At 62.5% G+C, this 17504-nt stretch carries 16 protein-coding genes; 9 read left to right on the forward strand and 7 right to left on the reverse strand.

What is annotated here, in order from left to right:
• Nucleotides 1-56 precede the first annotated feature (56 nt).
• The gene (locus tag AC0L2X_RS14910) at nt 57-560 is read right to left on the reverse strand and encodes a SixA phosphatase family protein (RefSeq protein ID WP_352491600.1); all 504 of its coding nucleotides are present in this window, start codon (nt 558-560) and stop codon (nt 57-59) included.
• Between the two features lie 260 nt (nt 561-820).
• On the opposite strand from AC0L2X_RS14910, the gene dksA reads away from it, so the two are divergent.
• Nucleotides 821-1237, forward strand: a complete 417-nt coding sequence (gene dksA, locus AC0L2X_RS14915; RefSeq protein ID WP_023674847.1) for an RNA polymerase-binding protein DksA — start codon at nt 821-823, stop codon at nt 1235-1237.
• A gap of 83 nt (nt 1238-1320) precedes the next feature.
• Here dksA and AC0L2X_RS14920 read toward each other — a convergent pair whose 3' ends face one another.
• Complete coding sequence (locus tag AC0L2X_RS14920; RefSeq protein WP_473559748.1) at nt 1321-2073, reverse strand: hypothetical protein; 753 nt, start codon at nt 2071-2073, stop codon at nt 1321-1323.
• A gap of 203 nt (nt 2074-2276) precedes the next feature.
• Here AC0L2X_RS14920 and cckA point away from each other — a divergent pair, with 203 nt between their 5' ends.
• Together cckA and AC0L2X_RS14930 are read left to right on the forward strand one after the other, a co-directional pair.
• Complete coding sequence (gene cckA, locus AC0L2X_RS14925; RefSeq protein ID WP_473559750.1) at nt 2277-4850, forward strand: cell cycle histidine kinase CckA; 2574 nt, start codon at nt 2277-2279, stop codon at nt 4848-4850.
• 82 nt (nt 4851-4932) lie between these two features.
• The gene (locus AC0L2X_RS14930) at nt 4933-5643 is read left to right on the forward strand and encodes a purine-nucleoside phosphorylase (RefSeq protein WP_352491597.1); all 711 of its coding nucleotides are present in this window, start codon (nt 4933-4935) and stop codon (nt 5641-5643) included.
• A 47-nt stretch (nt 5644-5690) separates the two neighbouring features.
• On the opposite strand, the gene AC0L2X_RS14935 is transcribed toward AC0L2X_RS14930, so the two are convergent.
• Nucleotides 5691-6086, reverse strand: coding sequence for a hypothetical protein (locus tag AC0L2X_RS14935; RefSeq protein WP_473559752.1), 396 nt, complete (start codon nt 6084-6086; stop codon nt 5691-5693).
• 301 nt (nt 6087-6387) lie between these two features.
• On the opposite strand from AC0L2X_RS14935, the gene urtA reads away from it, so the two are divergent.
• The 6 genes from urtA to AC0L2X_RS14965 all read left to right on the forward strand — a co-directional run bounded on the left by urtA (nt 6388) and on the right by AC0L2X_RS14965 (nt 12582).
• On the forward strand, nt 6388-7698 hold the full coding sequence (gene urtA, locus AC0L2X_RS14940; protein ID WP_473559754.1) for an urea ABC transporter substrate-binding protein: 1311 nt from the start codon (nt 6388-6390) through the stop codon (nt 7696-7698).
• Between the two features lie 100 nt (nt 7699-7798).
• Nucleotides 7799-9415: an urea ABC transporter permease subunit UrtB gene (gene urtB, locus AC0L2X_RS14945; protein WP_473559756.1), complete on the forward strand. Its 1617-nt coding sequence runs from the start codon at nt 7799-7801 to the stop codon at nt 9413-9415.
• Nucleotides 9412-10644: an urea ABC transporter permease subunit UrtC gene (urtC, locus tag AC0L2X_RS14950; RefSeq protein WP_473559757.1), complete on the forward strand. Its 1233-nt coding sequence runs from the start codon at nt 9412-9414 to the stop codon at nt 10642-10644. The genes urtB and urtC overlap by 4 nt, the downstream gene beginning before the upstream one ends.
• A 7-nt stretch (nt 10645-10651) precedes the next feature.
• A complete protein-coding gene (gene urtD, locus AC0L2X_RS14955; RefSeq protein ID WP_473599947.1) occupies nt 10652-11398 on the forward strand; it encodes an urea ABC transporter ATP-binding protein UrtD in 747 nt (248 codons plus the stop codon).
• Nucleotides 11399-11468: 70 nt separating this feature from the next.
• On the forward strand, nt 11469-12164 hold the full coding sequence (gene urtE, locus AC0L2X_RS14960; protein WP_352491592.1) for an urea ABC transporter ATP-binding subunit UrtE: 696 nt from the start codon (nt 11469-11471) through the stop codon (nt 12162-12164).
• A gap of 217 nt (nt 12165-12381) precedes the next feature.
• Nucleotides 12382-12582, forward strand: coding sequence for a hypothetical protein (locus tag AC0L2X_RS14965; RefSeq protein WP_352491591.1), 201 nt, complete (start codon nt 12382-12384; stop codon nt 12580-12582).
• Nucleotides 12583-12627: 45 nt separating this feature from the next.
• On the opposite strand, the gene AC0L2X_RS14970 is transcribed toward AC0L2X_RS14965, so the two are convergent.
• The 4 genes from AC0L2X_RS14970 to uvrA are packed head-to-tail and all read right to left on the reverse strand — an operon-like array spanning nt 12628 to nt 17261.
• Complete coding sequence (locus tag AC0L2X_RS14970; RefSeq protein WP_473559761.1) at nt 12628-13434, reverse strand: DUF72 domain-containing protein; 807 nt, start codon at nt 13432-13434, stop codon at nt 12628-12630.
• Between the two features lie 28 nt (nt 13435-13462).
• Complete coding sequence (locus tag AC0L2X_RS14975) at nt 13463-13933, reverse strand: GNAT family N-acetyltransferase (RefSeq protein ID WP_473559763.1); 471 nt, start codon at nt 13931-13933, stop codon at nt 13463-13465.
• Complete coding sequence (locus tag AC0L2X_RS14980; RefSeq protein ID WP_473559765.1) at nt 13930-14340, reverse strand: DUF302 domain-containing protein; 411 nt, start codon at nt 14338-14340, stop codon at nt 13930-13932. Before AC0L2X_RS14980 ends, AC0L2X_RS14975 begins: the two co-directional genes overlap by 4 nt.
• Nucleotides 14340-17261: an excinuclease ABC subunit UvrA gene (gene uvrA / locus AC0L2X_RS14985; protein ID WP_473559766.1), complete on the reverse strand. Its 2922-nt coding sequence runs from the start codon at nt 17259-17261 to the stop codon at nt 14340-14342. Before uvrA ends, AC0L2X_RS14980 begins: the two co-directional genes overlap by 1 nt.
• Between the last annotated feature and the right edge of the window lie 243 nt (nt 17262-17504).

Here is a 17504-nt window from a genome sequence, read left to right on the forward strand (position 1 = left end):
TCTCGCGGGCCGGTCAGGACCCGATATAGGCTTTGATGCGCGGCTTTGAAATGGCCTCAGATATCGGCAAGCGTCAGGAAGGCTTCGAGATAGCCGGCGCCCGGCGCAGCCGCGGCAAGACTGCCGTTGAACCGCACCACCGCAAGTGCGGAGGTCGGGAAGCCGTGATTCAGCATGGCCCGCGCGGTCTCCTCGCCGTCGCCTGAGAGCGCTATGGCGAGATCCTCAATCATCGGATTGTGGCCGATGACGAGCAGGGCATCCAGCCCGCCATTCTGCCGGATGGCAGCGAGGTACGCGGCGGCATCGTCGTTGTAGAGCGTGTCAAGGAACAGCACCCGGCCCGTATCCGCATGGCCAGCCAAGCTTTCCAGCGTCTGGCGGGCGCGCCTGGCGCTTGAGCAAAGCGTGAAGCCCGGTGCGTATTTGCGGGAACGCATCAGCACGCCCATCGCTTCGGCATCGGCGAAGCCGGATGCATCGAGCGGGCGGTCGAAGTCAGCCACGCCAGGCAGCGCCCAGCCGGCCTTCGCATGCCTCAGCAGGTAAAGTCTGGTCACCGGATCCCCGTTGTGCCGGGCACCGAACCCGTCAACACGCCGCAGGATTTGCCATCAGAAGAGCTCGGTGCGCAATGGCAAGCGCCCCTCAAGCATAGCGAATCATGTACGGATTCGGTCGTATTCTTTGCAAAAAGGGCATCGCAGATGCTGGTTTGTCCGGGACTAACAATTGCGTGAAACTGTCGTCGATTGACCTTGTGCAGCTTTCGGTCCGCGAATATATAGGCGCCAAATTTGGGGTTTGTTGGGTGAGTCGAATGAACGATATCGTTACCGCCGATTACGTACCCTCCGAAGACGAGCCGTTCATGAACGAGCGGCAGAAATCCTACTTTCGCATGAAGCTCGTCACCTGGAAGAACGACATCTTGCGCGAAGCGCGCGAAACTCTCGAAATCCTGCAGCAGGAAAACGCCAACCACCCCGACCTCGCCGATCGCGCTTCCTCGGAAACCGACCGCGCCATCGAACTTCGCGCCCGCGATCGCCAGCGAAAACTTATCTCGAAGATCGATTCCGCCCTCCAGCGCCTTGACGAAGGCACTTACGGTTATTGCGAGGAGACGGGCGAGCCGATCGCGCTGAAGCGGCTCGACGCGCGCCCGATCGCGACCTTGTCGATCGAGGCACAGGAGCGCCATGAGCGGCGCGAGAAGGTCTACCGCGACGACTGAGTCGCCGGGAAAAACAGCGGCATCGGTAAAGCGTTCAAAATGGCCGGTTTTCCGGCCATTTTCATTGGCCGTTCGCTATCGGCCTATCTTTTCTGATTGGACAACTCGCCGAGGAGCTTCGTCATCTCGTCGTCGAGAGAGGGCGATGCCTTCGCCACCGGCTTGCTCGGCGTTTGGCTGAAGCGTGGCTCGTCGAGGGAAACTTCCAGCTCCTTCATCAGCGCATCGTCAATCGACTCATGCTGTGCCGGCGGCTCGTATCTTGCCGGGGAGTCCTGTCTTACCGGCGGCTGCGCATGCCGCGAGGCATTGGCGTTGACGGATCCATAACTTGGCAAGGGTGTGACGTTCGATGCCGGTTTCGGCGCCGGCGCCGGCATTGTTACCGGCATCGTCGCCGTCTGGCGGGCTCGGACAGGGGTTGCGGCCACGCTTGCCGGCTGCGGCGGCGCTTGCCTCGCCGGCGCGGCTGTGGTCTGAGCTGGCCTTGCTGCCGGCTGGTGGCCGTTGTCTCCGGTCAATGCCGGGCGGCGCAGCGCCGAGAGCCTGATGTCGCGCTCGACGACGACGTCGGTCGGACCACCGATCAAGAGCAGGTGCTCGATATCGTCGCGGCGCACCAGCACCAGCCGCCGGTGACTGTCGACCGCTGTGGCATCCATGACAGCCAGCCGCGTCTTGCGGTTCCTGCCGCCGGCGACGAATGTTCCGAATGTCAGACTGCGGACCAGCCTGATGATAACAAGAATGATGAGCAGAAGGACAAGTACTGCAAACGTCCATAGGATTGCTGCGGCATAACCAGGACCCGCCACGCCATCCAGCCATTGCAGCATTGGTTCCCCCAAAATCAGCTTTCGAAGAGAGGCGACACTAGACTGTTGCGGCAGGCCACCGCAAGTTGCCTTTCACGCTTCGTGAACAGCTTGAAACGCTGGGAGCCGAACGGCGTCATTTTTAGCGGACATCTGCAGCCGGGCCTTTTCCCGACCCTGAGAATATGATTCAACCGACACCGGTATTCACGAGCAGGGGGCACATGGCCAAGGAAGCGCGCGGCGATTTCTATCCGGTACCTATCGTCGACCAGAACACGCGACCGGGAGCGGTCACCCGGCTCATCGTTTTCATCGTCGTCCTGACAGGGGCAGCGATCGTCTTCGGCCTTTTCCGCGAGCGACTTGGCGATCCATTCCTGCTCGGCATGCTTGGCGTGCTGGCGATGATCGGCGTCGGCTTTCTATTCGCCACTGCGATCGGCTTCGTGCACATCACGCCGCGCTCGACAAGCGACGAACTGTCGAAAGCTTTCGTCGATTCGATGTCGCAAGGTCTCCTGGTCACCGACACCAAAGGCCGTATCATCTACGCCAACCGCACCTATGCCGATATGACGGGTGCCGAGTCGGCCGCCGACCTCAAGACCGTCGAAGGTTTGCTTTCAGACGTTCCCGAGGCCTCGGTGACCATATACCGGCTGGCGTCAGGCCTGCGGGACGGCCAGCCGGGCGACGGCGAGTTTCGGCTCGCGCAGTCCATTCGGCCAGGCGCCGAACCGGGCGCGCGCTGGTACCGCGTCCGGGCCCGCGCGTTCAGCGTTCCCGGCCAGCGGCTGCCCGTGCTTGCCTGGCAGCTTGCCGATATCTCGCAGGAACGGGCCGAGCAGGAGCGGTTCTTTCTCGACCTGCAAAAGGCCATCGACCACCTCGACCATGCGCCGGCCGGGTTCTTTTCCGCCGACCAGGAAGGCCGCGTCACCTATATCAACGCGACCCTTGCGGAGTGGCTTGGCATCGACCTGGCCAGCTTCACCCCCGGCGCCATCACGCTGCCGGAGATCGTCGCCGGCGACGGCATGGCGCTGGTCCGTTCGGTCAAGGCCGACGCGGGTACCACGCGCAATGCCGTTATTGACCTCGATCTGACGACGATGACCGGCGAGGCGCTGCCGGTGCGCTTCATGCATCGTGTCTCGGCCAGCCGAGAGGGCCTCAACGGCCCGACTCGCACCATCGTGCTCAACCGGACGCAAGGCGAGGACGCTTCGGCCGACCTCCGCGCATCGGAAATACGCTTCACGCGGTTCTTCAACTCAACGCCGATGGCGATAGCCGGCGTCGACCATGCCGGCCGCATCCTGCGCACCAATGCGCCGTTCCTGTCGCTGTTTTCCTCGGTCGTCGACCGCGACGCGGTCGATCGGCGTGTGCGACTGGATACGGCGATCCACGAGCGAGACCGGCCGGCTTTCGCCGCGGCGTTCGAAAAGGCACGCCAGCAACAGGCTGACATCGAGCCGATCGATACGGTGCTGCCCGGCAATGAGGAGCGCCACATACGCTTCTACGTCAATGCGGTCGCAGACGGTACCGGTGGCGAGGGCGCCGAGGAATCGGCCATCGTCTATGCCGTGGAGACCACTGAGCAAAAGGCCCTCGAGGGCCAGATGGCGCAGAGCCAGAAGATGCAGGCGGTCGGCCAGCTCGCCGGCGGCATCGCGCATGATTTCAACAATGTGCTGACCGCCATCATCATGGCCTCGGACCTGCTGTTGACCAATCACCGGCCGTCCGATCCGTCATTCCCGGACATCATGAACATCAAGCAGAATGCCAACCGGGCGGCCTCGCTGGTGCGGCAGTTGCTGGCCTTCTCGCGCAAGCAGACCCTGCGGCCGGAGGTGCTCAACCTGACCGACGTGCTCGCCGATCTCAGGATGCTGCTTGCCCGGCTGGTCGGCAACGACATCAAGCTCAAGATCGACCATGGCCGCGACCTGTGGCCGGTCAGGGTCGATATCGGGCAGTTCGAGCAAGTGGTGGTCAATCTGGCGGTCAATGCGCGCGATGCGATGCCGGCCGGCGGCGACCTCACCGTACGCACCCGCAACGTCAGCGCCGGAGAGTGCAAGACCTTTTCCTACCGCGAACTTACTCCGGCCGACTATGTGCTGGTCGAGGTCGAGGACAGCGGCAGCGGCATCGCGCCTGATGTGCTGAAAAAGATCTTCGAGCCCTTCTTCACGACAAAGGAGGTTGGCAAGGGAACCGGCCTCGGCCTGTCCATGGTCTATGGCATCATCAAGCAGACAGGCGGCTTCATCTTCTGCGATTCCGAAGTCGGCAAGGGATCCGTGTTCCGCATCTTCCTGCCGCGGCACATTGCGGAGGCAAGGAAGGCGGGCGAGGCTGGGGAAGTGCCGGCCGCCCCTGCCAAGATCGCCGACTCAGCCAAGGATCTGTCGGGCTCGGCCACGGTGCTGCTGGTCGAGGACGAGGACGCCGTGCGCATGGGCGGCATGCGGGCGCTGAAATCGCGCGGCTACACCGTCCACGAGGCGTCGTCGGGCGTCGAGGCGCTTGAAGTCTACGAAGCGCTCGGGGGCAAGGTCGACGTCGTGGTGTCGGACGTGGTGATGCCGGAAATGGACGGCCCGACGCTGCTTGGCGAATTGCGCAAACGGCAGCCCGACATCAAGTTTATCTTCGTGTCCGGCTATGCCGAAGACGCGTTCGCCAAGAACTTGCCGGCAGACGCGCATTTCGGCTTCTTGCCGAAGCCGTTTTCGCTCAAGCAGTTGGCCACCATCGTAAAGGACATGCTGGAATCCTGACCCTTCCAATGCTCTGCTTGCGCAATGTCGCGAGGCTGCCATGATTGCAGGCGAAACGGGCGACGGGTTTTGGAAAGCTGCCGTGACGCCACACAACGAGGCAAGCAAGGGCGACTACGCAAGCACGGTGCTGCTGCCGGGCGATCCGCAGCGCGCTGAATGGATGGCGCAGACCTTTCTGGAAGCGCCGCGCTGCGTCAACCGCCGCCGCGGCGCGCTCGGCTTTACCGGGTTGTTTCGCGGCAAACCTGTCAGCATCCAGTCCACCGGCATCGGCGTCCCGTCGTTCCTGGTCTATGTGCATGAGCTGCTGGACTCTTATGGTGCGAAAACGTTGATCCGCACTGGTACGTGCGGTGGCCTGACCGCCGAGATGGCGCTGCGCAGCCTGGTGATCGCACAATCGGTGCGCGGCGAAAATGCCGAGAGCGGCCAGGTTTTTGGGCTCTATCGTGCCGATGCCGGCCCCGATCCTGCATTGTTGGCCCAGGCGTTGGCCCGGGCTGCTGAACTCGGCATCGACTATCGGGCCGGGCTGACGATCTGCAGCGACATTTTCTATCATCCGCAGGGGCGCGAACGCTTTGCCGAAGCGCAGGCCCAGGGCGCGCTCGCCGTGGATATGGAAACCAGCGCGCTCTACCGCATTGCGGCCGATTTCGGTGCCCGGGCGCTGTCGATCCTGACCGTCGTCGATAACGTGGCAACCGGCGAGCAAACCGACTATTCCGAACGCCAGGGGCTTTTCACCGATATGACCCGGCTGGCGCTCGATCTGGCGGCGGAGAGCTAGGCGGCTTTCCGCTTCGGGGGGAAACCTCGCCAGGTGCCGTACTTTTTTCAACGCTTCGTGCAGGTCGAGGCGGTAAAGGCGCCGTCTGGCTGCTTCATGATGATGTCGAAGGACGGGGTGGTTCCGCTTTCCAGCGTCGCTTGCGTAAGCGAGATCGAGTTGCCGCCACTGGTGTAGCCGCCCAGCGGACCTAGCCAGGTGATCACGCCGTCTGCATCCATCTGGTAATTGTAGCTCTGCGGCGGGATCCCGAAGCTCACCGGACCGCTATAGACGTTTCCCTTGATGGTGATGTCGCCGAGGCTGAGGAACATGCCAAGCAGATAGACTTCGCAATGATAGGAGCCGTCCGGCAACTTGCCGTCGCTGAAGCCGGCGCGCGCTACGATCGTCGTCGCCAGCAGAAGAATGGCGGTGAAAATGCAAGAAGTTCTAAAGGCCATGGCGTCGCTCGCTTAAGGGTTCGAGCTTGCCTCATTTCGCTCCGGCGCTGCAATCCTCGCCAGCGCTCATATGATGCTGCTCAAAATTCGGGCATTGGTCTATATGTGAGTAAAACTTAGGCTGATATGGATGATCCTTTCTCGTTTCGAACATAGCAGGCGAGGTTCATCTCCTGCGGCTAATACATTAACCGACTGACAGAGCTGGGAAATCTCAAATCCCCCGACCTTGCTCCGGTGATTGGCACAGCCGTTGCATGGTCTGTTCCGATGCAGTTAACCAGCTTGGGAGTTTAAAAGTATGAGGGGCAGTTTCTCGACAATAGCAAAAATGTTTTCGGCCGGTGTGGTCACCGCCGGCCTGCTGATGAGCGTTCCCGCCAAGGCGGCCGACGACACGATCAAGGTCGGCATCCTCCATTCGCTGTCGGGAACCATGGCGATCTCGGAGACGACGCTGAAGGACGCCATGCTGATGCTCATCGAAGAGCAGAATGCCAAGGGTGGCCTGCTCGGCAAGAAGCTCGAGGCGGTGGTCGTCGATCCGGCTTCGAACTGGCCGCTGTTCGCCGAAAAGGCGCGCGAGCTGATCTCGAAGGACAAGGTCGCGGCGGTGTTTGGCTGCTGGACCTCGGTGTCGCGCAAGTCGGTACTGCCGGTGTTCAGCGAACTCGACAACATCCTGTTCTACCCGGTCCAGTATGAGGGCGAGGAAAGCGAGCGCAACGTGTTCTACACCGGTGCGGCGCCGAACCAGCAGGCCATTCCGGCCGTCGATTATCTGATGAGCGAGGATGGCGGTTCGGTAAAGCGCTGGGTGCTCGAAGGCACCGACTACGTCTACCCGCGCACCACCAACAAGATCCTCGAGGCTTATCTGAAAGCAAAGGGCGTTGCTGCGGAAGACATCATGGTCAACTACACGCCGTTCGGCTTTTCCGACTGGCAGACCGAAGTCTCGGCGATCAAGAAGTTCGGCTCGGCCGGCAAGAAGACCGCTGTCGTCTCGACCGTCAACGGCGACGCCAACGTGCCGTTCTACAAGGAGCTCGGCAACCAGGGCATCAAGGCCGAGGACATTCCGGTCATGGCCTTCTCGGTCGGCGAGGAAGAGCTTGCCGGTCTCGACACCGCGCCGCTGGTCGGCCATCTCGCCGCCTGGAACTATTTCGAAAGCATCGATACGCCCGAGAACAAGAAGTTCATCGCCGACTGGCACAAGTTCATCAAGAACGACAAGCGCACCACCAACGACCCAATGGAAGCCCACTATATCGGCTTCAACATGTGGGTGAAGGCGGTCGAGAAGGCCGGTACCACCGATCCGGACAAGGTCATCGACGCCATGGTCGGCGTCTCGGTGCCGAACCTGACCGGCGGTTATTCGACCATGATGCCGAACCATCATATCACCAAGCCGGTGCTGATCGGCGAGATCCAGGCCGACGGCCAGTTCGAGACCGTCTCGCAGACGCCGGGCCTGGTGATGGGCGACGAGTGGTCCGACTATCTGCCTGACTCCAAGGACCTGATCTCCGATTGGCGCGCGCCTCTGTCTTGCGGCAACTTCAACGTTGCCACCGGCAAATGCGGCGGCAAGGGAACCAACTGATCCTCCCGGTCTGTCCTCCCAGACCCGCAAGCCTCCGGGCAGGCTCCTCCTCCAGCCTGCCCGGAGGCGACATTCAACCTTCAACAGCCACCAGAAACCAATGATCTTGATCCGCGCGATTGGCCTGATGCTGCTGCTCCTCCTGGGGACGCTGTCGCCGTCGAACGCCAGCGAAGCCGATCTGCGCGCTGTCATCGCCAAATTCGCCACCGCTGCCAATTTTCCGGCGATCGAAGCCGTGGTGCGCGAGCTTGCGGCATCCGGCGATCCAGCCGTAGAACGGCCGCTTGCCGCGCTTGCGGAGGGCAGCCTTTACGTCCGCAAGGCCGATTCACTGGTCTTTGTCGGCAAGGAGAGCGGCGGCGGCATCGAGCTGCTCGATGCATTCACCGGCGAAAAATCGGGCGAAGCTGCCAAGGCCGACATCACCAAGATCAAGGTCAACAATACGCTGCGCCGCGTTATCCGCGACGCGCTGGGCACGCTGACGCTTGGCTCCAAGGATCCGGCCGTACGCATTGCCGCCGCCGACACAATGTTCAAGACGCCGGACGCGGCGAACATCGAGCCGCTCGACACCGCGATCGCCAATGAGAGCGTGGCAAGCGTCAAGGCGCTGCTCGAACAGGCACGCGCCGCCTCGGTTCTCGTTTCAGACAGGCCGGAGGCCGACAAACTGGCGGCTATCGCGCTTATCGGCGCGCGCGGCGACCGCGATGCGGTGTCGCTGCTCACTTCGGTGGAGGCCAATTCCGAAGGTGCGGTGAAGGACGCGGCGACGGCGGCGATCGCCAACATCAATTCGACGCTGGCGCTGTGGGATGCCGGCCAGAATATCTGGTACGGCATATCGCTCGGATCGGTGCTGCTGCTGGCGGCGATCGGCCTGGCCATCACCTTCGGCGTCATGGGCGTCATCAACATGGCGCATGGCGAGATGGTCATGCTCGGCGCCTATACGACCTTCGTCGTGCAGGAGGTGATCCGCAATTCCTTTCCCGGCCTGTTCGACTGGTCGCTGGTCATTGCCCTGCCGCTGGCCTTCCTGGTAGCGGCGCTCGTCGGCCTTATCATCGAGCGCGGGCTGATCCGCTTCCTCTACGGCCGGCCGCTCGAAACCCTGCTGGCGACCTGGGGTGTTTCGCTGATCCTGCAGCAGGCCGTACGCACCATCTTCGGGCCGACCAACCAGGAGGTCGGCAACCCGTCATGGATGTCCGGCTCGTTCAATATCGGCCAGCTTGCCGTGACATGGAACCGGCTCTGGATCCTGGTATTCGCGCTCGGCGTGTTCGCGGTGCTGCTCTACGTGATGAAACGCACGCCCTGGGGGCTGCAGATGCGTGCCGTCACCGCCAATCGCCGCATGGCCGCCTCGATGGGTATCAGGACGCCTTGGGTCGATGCGCTAACATTTGCACTCGGCTCCGGCATTGCCGGCATCGCCGGTGTCGCGCTCAGCCAGATCGACAACGTCTCGCCCAATCTCGGCCGCGGCTACATCATCGACAGCTTCATGGTCGTCGTCTTCGGCGGTGTCGGCAATCTTTGGGGCACGCTGGTCGGCGCCTTTTCGCTCGGCATCGTCAACAAGTTCCTCGAACCTTATGCGGGAGCGGTGCTCGGCAAGATCGTCGTCCTGGTCCTGATCATCCTGTTCATCCAGAAACGCCCGCGCGGTCTGTTCGCGCTCAAGGGCAGGTCGGTGGAAGCATGATCACGGGACGCTTCTTTGCCGCCGGCGCCGACCGCCGCGTCGCCATCACCATCTTCATCCTGCTGGCGGTTGCCATCATCGTGCCGCTGCTCAATCTTGCGGTCTCGCCGACAAGTGCGTTTTACGTGCCGTCCTATATCGTCGCGCTCACCGGCAAATACCTCTGCTACGCGCTGCTCGCCTTGGCGCTCGATCTCGTCTGGGGCTATTGCGGCATCCTCTCGCTCGGCCATGGCGCTTTCTTTGCGCTCGGCGGCTATGCGATGGGCATGTATCTGATGCGCCAGATCGGCTCGCGCGGCGTCTACGGCAATCCGCTGCTGCCGGATTTCATGGTGTTCCTGAATTACAAGGAATTGCCATGGTTCTGGTATGGTTTCGACCATTTCTGGTTCGCGGCGGTCATGGTGCTTGCGGTGCCCGGCTTGCTCGCCTTCGTCTTCGGCTGGTTCGCCTTCCGCAGCCGCGTTACCGGCGTCTATCTGTCGATCATCACCCAGGCGATGACCTATGCGCTGCTGCTTGCCTTTTTCCGCAACGACATGGGTTTCGGCGGCAATAACGGCCTGACCGATTTCAAGGACATTTTAGGCTTCAACGTGCAGGCCGACATGACGCGCTCGGCGCTGTTCGCGGCCAGCGCCATCATGCTGGCGCTCGCCGTCTTCGTCACCTGGGCAATCGTCGGATCCAAGTACGGCAAGCTTTTGATGGCGGTGCGCGATGCCGAGAGCCGCACACGCTTCCTCGGCTGGCGGGCGGAGAACGTCAAACTGTTCGCCTTCACCGTGTCGGCGGTGATGGCCGGCATCGCCGGTGCGCTTTACGTGCCGCAGGTCGGCATCATCAACCCTGGCGAATTCGAGCCGTCCAATTCGATCGAGGTGGTGGTGTGGGCGGCCGTCGGCGGGCGCGGCACCATCGTCGGACCGATCATCGGCGCGCTTCTGGTCAATGCCGGTAAATCCTGTTTCACCGGCGTGCTGCCGGAATTCTGGCTGTTTGCGCTGGGCGGACTATTTGTCGCCGTCACGCTGTTCCTGCCCAAGGGCATCATCGGCATGTGGGATTCCTGGCGGGGCAACGCCAAGGCGCTGCGGGCGGCCTCCGTCGCCGAGGAAGCTGGCATCGATCCCGATGCGCCGGTGCCGCCGAAAACCGACCGCTCGGCGGCGAGAAGGCCGGGCGACTGGTCGGCCTCCGGCGCCGAACCGCAGCCGGCGGAGTGATGGCCTGATGTCGAAGAGCAACACCATCCTCTATCTCGACGGCGTGTCGGTTTCCTTCGACGGGTTTCGCGCCATCAACAACCTTTCGATGGTGCTCGACAAAGGCGAGATGCGGGCGATCATCGGCCCCAATGGCGCCGGAAAGACGACGATGATGGACATCGTCACCGGCAAGACGCGGCCCGATGCTGGCGAGGTTTTCTTCAACGGTGAGGTCGACTTGACCAAACACGACGAGGCCGAAATCGCCATGATGGGCATCGGCCGTAAATTCCAGAAGCCGACCGTCTTCGAAAGCCACACGATCGAGGACAATCTGATGCTGGCGCTGAAAGGCCCGCGCTCGATCTTCCCGGCACTGTTCCATCGTCGCTCGGCCGCGGACGTGCGGCACGCCGACGACATTCTCGGGATCATCCGGCTTGGCGACAAGCGTGACGAGCTCGCCGCCAATCTGAGCCACGGCCAAAAGCAATGGCTCGAGATCGGCATGCTTCTGGCGCAGGATCCGAAGCTGCTGCTGGTCGACGAACCGGTTGCCGGCATGACCGACGCCGAGACCGAGGAAACCGCGCGGCTGCTCAGGGACATCGCGCGCGACCATTCGGTCATCGTCGTCGAGCACGACATGCATTTCGTGCGCGAGCTCGGCGTCAAGGTTACCTGCCTGCACGAAGGCTCGGTGCTTTCCGAGGGCAGCCTCGACTTCGTTTCGGCCGACGAACGTGTCGTCGAAGTCTATCTGGGGAGATAAGCATGGTCTGGCGCGTTCCGTTCCATCATTTCGACCTTTCGTTCTTCACGCGTTGGAGAAAGCGCTGACCATGCTTGAAGTCTCCAATGCCACGCTGCACTACGGCGCTGCCCAAGCGCTGCGCGGCGTCTCGCTGAAGGCCGGCGCCGGCAAGATCACCTGCGTGCTCGGCCGCAACGGCGTCGGCAAGACCAGTTTGATGAGATCGATCGTCGGCCATCATCGGCTGACGAGCGGAAGCGTTGCCTTCGAGGGGAAGGCGCTCGACCGGAGCGCGGCGTATGATCGCGCCCGGTCGGGCATCGCATTCGTGCCGCAGGGCAGGGAGATATTTCCGCTGCTTACGGTGCGGGAAAACCTCGAATCGGGTTTTGCGCCGTTGAAGCGCTCCGATCGCAACATTCCCGGTCACGTCTTCGAATTGTTTCCGGTGCTGAAGCAGATGCTCGCGCGCCGTGGCGGTGACCTTTCCGGCGGCCAGCAGCAGCAGCTTGCCATCGGCAGGGCGCTGGTGATGCGGCCGAAACTGCTGGTGCTCGACGAGCCGACCGAAGGCATCCAGCCGTCGATCATCAAGGATATCGGCCGCGCCGTCCGCTATCTGCGCGACCAGGCCGGTATCGCCGTGCTTTTGGTCGAACAATATCTCGATTTCTGCCGGGAATTGGCCGACGAGGTCAACATCATGGACCGCGGCCAGATCGTCCATACCGGCCCCGCCGAGGATCTCGACCGTGCGGACGTCCGCAAATTCCTGACTGTCTGAATTCTTATTGATTCCATTACTTTGCAACTCTGGCGCGCTGCAGATTGCGTGCTAGATTTTGCTTGGCCTTGGTGAGTCGGCCGCTTTCCGTACCAGTTTCAACTTGGCAGATCAGGGGAAGGCGCGGCCCGCGTCGGCACGCTTGCGCGCAAGCCGTTCCCTTCCAGCGATCTGTTGTCGTCCAACATTTCGGGTGCTTGGGAGCCAGGGCCAGTCGATGGAGCGCTATGTCGAGGACTACCAGAAACGACGGCTCACGGAGCGCGTCGACATCCTAACAGCCATCAACATTCTGAAATCGCAGGGGTATGAACACGACGAACTCATCGCGGAGATCACCAAGGTCTTCTATGTCGATCTCGATGCTTTCAATGAGATCGTCAGGGTTGATCGGCGTCCGGACGAACGCGCCGCATAGCCGGTAGTTTCGGACCCTGCCAGGCGGACCACCGACAGCGAGGCGTCAGCCGGCGACCCGCTTCATCAGCGCGATGGCGCCGAATGGAGCGCGGACCTTGCCCTCTGTGATGAAGTAGACGAACACATCGCGTGGCTTGACCGGCGCGTCGGTTGAAGGATCGGCGCGCGGCAGATCGGCCGGCACCTTGCCTTCCGCCCAAGTCTTGGCGCGGGCCGCCCATTCGTCGAGCGCCTTTCGCGTGTAGCAATCGGGATTATCGTCGCTGCCGGTCTGCAGCCGCGCATAGATGAAATCGCCAGTAGCGTCGGCAATCCCCGGATATTTGGCGTGGTCGGCATAGACGATGGCGGCCTTGTGCTTTCGCGCCAAGGCGGCGAATTCCGGCACGATGAAGCTGTCGTTGCGCACCTCGATCGCGTGGCGCAGCGCAACGCCGTCCTGCTTTTCCGGCAACAGCTTGAGGAAGGCCTCGAAGTCGTCCGGGTCGAATCTCTTGGTCGGCGCGAACTGCCACAGAATCGGCCCGAGCTTGTCGCCAAGTGCCGCGACGCCCGACCCGAGGAAGCGCATAATCGATTCCCCGGCCTCGCCAAGCACGCGGCGGTTGGTGACGAAGCGGTTGCCCTTCAGCGAATAGACGAAACCATCCGGCGCCTCGTTCGCCCATTTGACGAAGGTCGGTTCCTTGAAGCTCGAATAATAGGTGCCGTTGACCTCGATAGTGGGCACCTGCCGGCTGGCATAATGCAGTTGCTTGGCCTTCGACAATTTGTCCGGGTAGAAGGACGTGTCCCACGGCTCGAAGGTCCAGCCGCCCATGCCGGCGCGGATTGTTCCTGATTGAGTCATAGTCGTCCTCCCGGTTTTCAGAAAAGGATCACGCGATGGTGGTCGTCTCGATGGCTTTCGCCATGTCGACGACCGTCCATCCTGGCCGATATGGATTGGGCCGGCGACCCGTTTCGCGAAAGCCGTAGGCCTTATACAACGAAACGTTCCGTTCCATTCTGGAATTGGTGTAGAGTCGGATTTCAGGCAAGCTCCACAGGCGCGTCTGTCGCTCGGCCCCGTCGAGCAGCCCGATCCCGAAACCCTTGCCCTGAAAGGCGGGCGCAACGGCGACGCTGAAGATCATTGTATGGTCCGCATGTCGTTCGAGAACGATCAGGCCGGCCGTCTGTCCATCCTGCTCCGAAAGCCAGACCTCGCCGCGGTGGATGCGCGGCGCATAATCCTCGGTGACGGGGATCGGCGGCGCTCCGAACAGGGCAGTGTAGGGCGCGTAGGCGTCGGTGGTGAGCGAGATCACCGTGGGGAGATCATCGGCCCGAGCGGCTCTCATGATCAAAACTGGCCCGCGCCGGCAGCGGCCGCAATCACGTTGTCCATGCCCGCCGCTATCGCGGCGACGGCATTGCAGCTGGCGTCGCCCAAGCCGTGGCGCTCAGCGAGCCAGTGCGCGTCATTGTAGGAGAGCCAGACCTTGCCTTGCTCGTCCTCCCAGGCCAGTGCCTTGACCGGCAGATCGATGCCGGCAAGCTGCCGGTCCTGCATCAGCGGCGTGCCGCCTTTCGGATTGCCGAAAATCAGGAGCTGGGTTGGACGCAGTGATGCTTCGACGCTGCGCGCGCCGCCGGCGTGATCGATGCGGGCGAAGACCAGCAATCCAGCACGTTCCACAGTCTCGACCAGGCGATCGATCGTTTCGGCCACGCCGAAACGGCTTTGGACCGTGATGAGACCGTTCTTTGCCATCACTCCGCCGCTTCGCGCTTGCCTCCGGGGCGCCGCTCCAGCAATTCCCTCAGGAACTGCCCGGTATAGCTGCGCTTTTCGCGAACGATGTCCTCAGGCGTGCCGGACGCCACCAGCTCGCCGCCGCCGTCACCACCTTCGGGGCCAAGATCGAGAACCCAGTCAGCAGTCTTGATCACCTCTAGATTGTGCTCGATGACGACGACCGTGTTGCCCTGGTCGACCAGCTCGTGCAGCACTTCAAGCAGCTTGGCGACGTCGTGGAAATGCAGGCCGGTGGTTGGCTCATCGAGAATGTAGAGCGTCTTGCCCGTCGCCTTGCGCGACAGTTCCTTGGCGAGCTTGATGCGCTGCGCCTCGCCGCCCGACAAAGTCGTTGCCTGCTGGCCAACATGGATGTAGCCGAGGCCGACCCGCTTGAGCGTCTCCAGCTTGTCGCGCACGCCGGGCACGGCGGCGAAGAAATCGACGCCTTCCTCGACCGTCATGTCGAGAACGTCGGCGATCGACTTGCCCTTGAACAGGACGTCCAGTGTCTCGCGGTTGTAACGCTTGCCGTGGCAGACGTCGCAGGTGACGTAGACGTCGGGCAGGAAGTGCATCTCGATCTTGATGACGCCGTCGCCCTGGCAGGCCTCGCAGCGGCCGCCCTTGACGTTGAACGAGAAGCGGCCCGGCTGGTAGCCGCGCGCCTTGGCCTCCGGCAGGCCGGCAAACCAGTCGCGGATCGGCGTGAAGGCGCCGGTATAGGTGGCAGGGTTGGAGCGCGGGGTGCGCCCGATCGGCGACTGGTCGATGTCGATGACCTTGTCGAGGAATTCCAGCCCCTCGATGCGGTCGTGCTCGGCCGGATGCTCGCGCGAGCCCATGATGCGGCGCGACGCCGCCTTGAACAGGGTCTCGATCAGGAAGGTCGACTTGCCGCCGCCGGACACGCCGGTGACGGCGGTAAACGTGCCGAGCGGGATTTCGGCGGTGACGTTCTTTAGATTGTTGCCGCGCGCGCCGACGACCTTCAGCCGGCGGTTCTTCTTGGCCTCGCGCCGAACGGCTGGCGTCGCCACTTCGAGCTCGCCCGACAGATACTTGCCGGTGATCGAAGCGGGCGTCGCCATGATCTGCTGCGGCGTGCCCTGGGCGATGATGTGGCCGCCATGAATGCCGGCAGCCGGGCCGATATCGACGACATAGTCGGCGTGCAGGATGGCGTCCTCGTCGTGCTCGACGACGATGACCGTGTTGCCGATGTCGCGCAGATGCTTCAGCGTATCGAGCAGGCGGGCATTGTCGCGCTGGTGCAGACCGATCGACGGCTCGTCCAGCACGTAAAGTACGCCGGTCAGGCCGGAGCCGATCTGCGAGGCAAGACGGATGCGCTGGCTCTCGCCGCCTGAAAGCGTGCCGGAGTTGCGCGACAGCGTCAGATAGTCGAGACCGACATCGTTGAGGAAGCGCAGCCGCTCGCGGATTTCCTTGAGCACGCGCACCGCAATCTCGTTCTGCTTGTCGTTGAGCGAAGCGGGCAGATCGGTGAACCACTGGTCGGCCTTGCGGATCGACAGCTCGGTGACCTCGCCAATGTGCTTGCCGGCGATCTTGACCGCGAGCGCCTCGGGCTTCAGCCGATAGCCGCGGCAGGCCGGGCAGGGCGTGGCCGACATGAAGCGCTCGATCTCCTCGCGCATCCAGGCGGATTCGGTTTCCTTCCAGCGGCGCTCGAGGTTGGGGATGACGCCCTCGAAGGTTTTCGTCGTCTTGTAGGAGCGCAGGCCGTCATCGTAGTGGAAGGTGATTTCGCGCTCGCCGGTGCCGTGCAGGACGGCTTGCTTTGCCTCGTCGCTCAAATCCTTGAACTTGTCGCCGAGCTTGAAGCCATAGGCAACGCCCAGCGCTTCCAGCGTTTGCGCATAATAGGGCGAGGTCGACTTCGCCCACGGGCTGACGGCGCCCGCGCGCAGCGAGACATTCTCGTCGGGCACGACCAGGCTGGCATCGATGGCGCGCTGGCTGCCGAGCCCGTCGCAGGTCGGGCAGGCGCCGAACGGATTGTTGAAGGAGAACAGCCTGGGCTCGATCTCGGGAATGGTGAAACCGGATACCGGGCAGGCGAACTTTTCCGAGAACAGCATGCGTTCATGTGTCTCGTTCTTCGATTTGTTGACCGAATCCTCGCCGGTCTGGCTGGCGCCAAGCGGCCTGTCGGCAAATTCCGCTACCGCCAGTCCGTCGGCCAGCTTCAGCGCGGTCTCGATGGAATCGGCGAGCCGCGTCGCGAGATCGCCGCGCACCACGATGCGGTCGACGACAACGTCGATGTCATGCTTGTACTTCTTGTCCAGCGCCGGCACGTCGGCGATCTCGTAGAAGACGCCATCGACCTTGACGCGCTGAAACCCCTTCTTCTGCAGCTCCAGCAGTTCCTTGCGGTACTCGCCTTTGCGGCCGCGCACCATCGGCGCCAGGATGAACAGCCGGGTGCCTTCCTCGACCGCAAGCACCCGGTCGACCATCTGCGAGACCGTCTGGCTCTCGATCGGCAAGCCGGTGGCCGGTGAATAGGGTACGCCGACGCGGGCGAACAAAAGCCGCATATAGTCATAGATCTCGGTGACGGTGCCGACCGTCGAACGTGGGTTCTTCGAGGTGGTCTTCTGCTCGATGGAGATCGCTGGCGACAGGCCGTCGATCTGGTCGACGTCCGGCTTCTGCATCATTTCGAGGAATTGCCGTGCATAGGCCGACAGGCTCTCGACATAGCGGCGCTGGCCCTCGGCGTAGATGGTGTCGAAGGCAAGCGACGACTTGCCAGACCCCGACAGGCCGGTCATGACGATCAGGCTGTCACGCGGCAGGTCGAGATCGACATTCTTCAGATTGTGTTCGCGTGCCCCGCGAATAGAGAGATATTTATGGTCGGCCATCGCCGGTCGCCGCCTCAGAATCTGGAATTCGTGGGATGGGCGGGTTTTCCCGACCATCCCCTATGTAGGCAATTTCGCCGCCTTTTCGAGAGACGCCACAACTCTCGACTAAAGCGTTTAACCGCCTTTCGCGCGAACGGGCAAGCGGAAAGAACAAAGGCCGAACACGCTCCTGACAAAAGCTGCCCGTACAGCCGGCTTCACAAAGCGTCTCGCGATCACATTTTTCGGTAACCGGCTATT

The sequence above is a fragment of the Mesorhizobium sp. WSM4828 genome, assembly GCF_055811175.1.

Bases quoted from the DNA above. Each gene is read 5' to 3' on its own strand.
- dksA (WP_023674847.1), top strand. From the start codon at position 821: ATGAACGATATCGTTACCGCCGATTACGTACCCTCCGAAGACGAGCCG.
- AC0L2X_RS14920 (WP_473559748.1), bottom strand. From the start codon at position 2,073: ATGCTGCAATGGCTGGATGGCGTGGCGGGTCCTGGTTATGCCGCAGCA.
- cckA (WP_473559750.1), top strand. From the start codon at position 2,277: ATGGCCAAGGAAGCGCGCGGCGATTTCTATCCGGTACCTATCGTCGAC.
- AC0L2X_RS14935 (WP_473559752.1), bottom strand. From the start codon at position 6,086: ATGGCCTTTAGAACTTCTTGCATTTTCACCGCCATTCTTCTGCTGGCG.
- urtA (WP_473559754.1), top strand. From the start codon at position 6,388: ATGAGGGGCAGTTTCTCGACAATAGCAAAAATGTTTTCGGCCGGTGTG.
- urtB (WP_473559756.1), top strand. From the start codon at position 7,799: ATGATCTTGATCCGCGCGATTGGCCTGATGCTGCTGCTCCTCCTGGGG.
- urtC (WP_473559757.1), top strand. From the start codon at position 9,412: ATGATCACGGGACGCTTCTTTGCCGCCGGCGCCGACCGCCGCGTCGCC.
- urtD (WP_473599947.1), top strand. From the start codon at position 10,652: ATGTCGAAGAGCAACACCATCCTCTATCTCGACGGCGTGTCGGTTTCC.
- urtE (WP_352491592.1), top strand. From the start codon at position 11,469: ATGCTTGAAGTCTCCAATGCCACGCTGCACTACGGCGCTGCCCAAGCG.
- AC0L2X_RS14965 (WP_352491591.1), top strand. From the start codon at position 12,382: ATGGAGCGCTATGTCGAGGACTACCAGAAACGACGGCTCACGGAGCGC.
- AC0L2X_RS14970 (WP_473559761.1), bottom strand. From the start codon at position 13,434: ATGACTCAATCAGGAACAATCCGCGCCGGCATGGGCGGCTGGACCTTC.
- AC0L2X_RS14980 (WP_473559765.1), bottom strand. From the start codon at position 14,340: ATGGCAAAGAACGGTCTCATCACGGTCCAAAGCCGTTTCGGCGTGGCC.
- uvrA (WP_473559766.1), bottom strand. From the start codon at position 17,261: ATGGCCGACCATAAATATCTCTCTATTCGCGGGGCACGCGAACACAAT.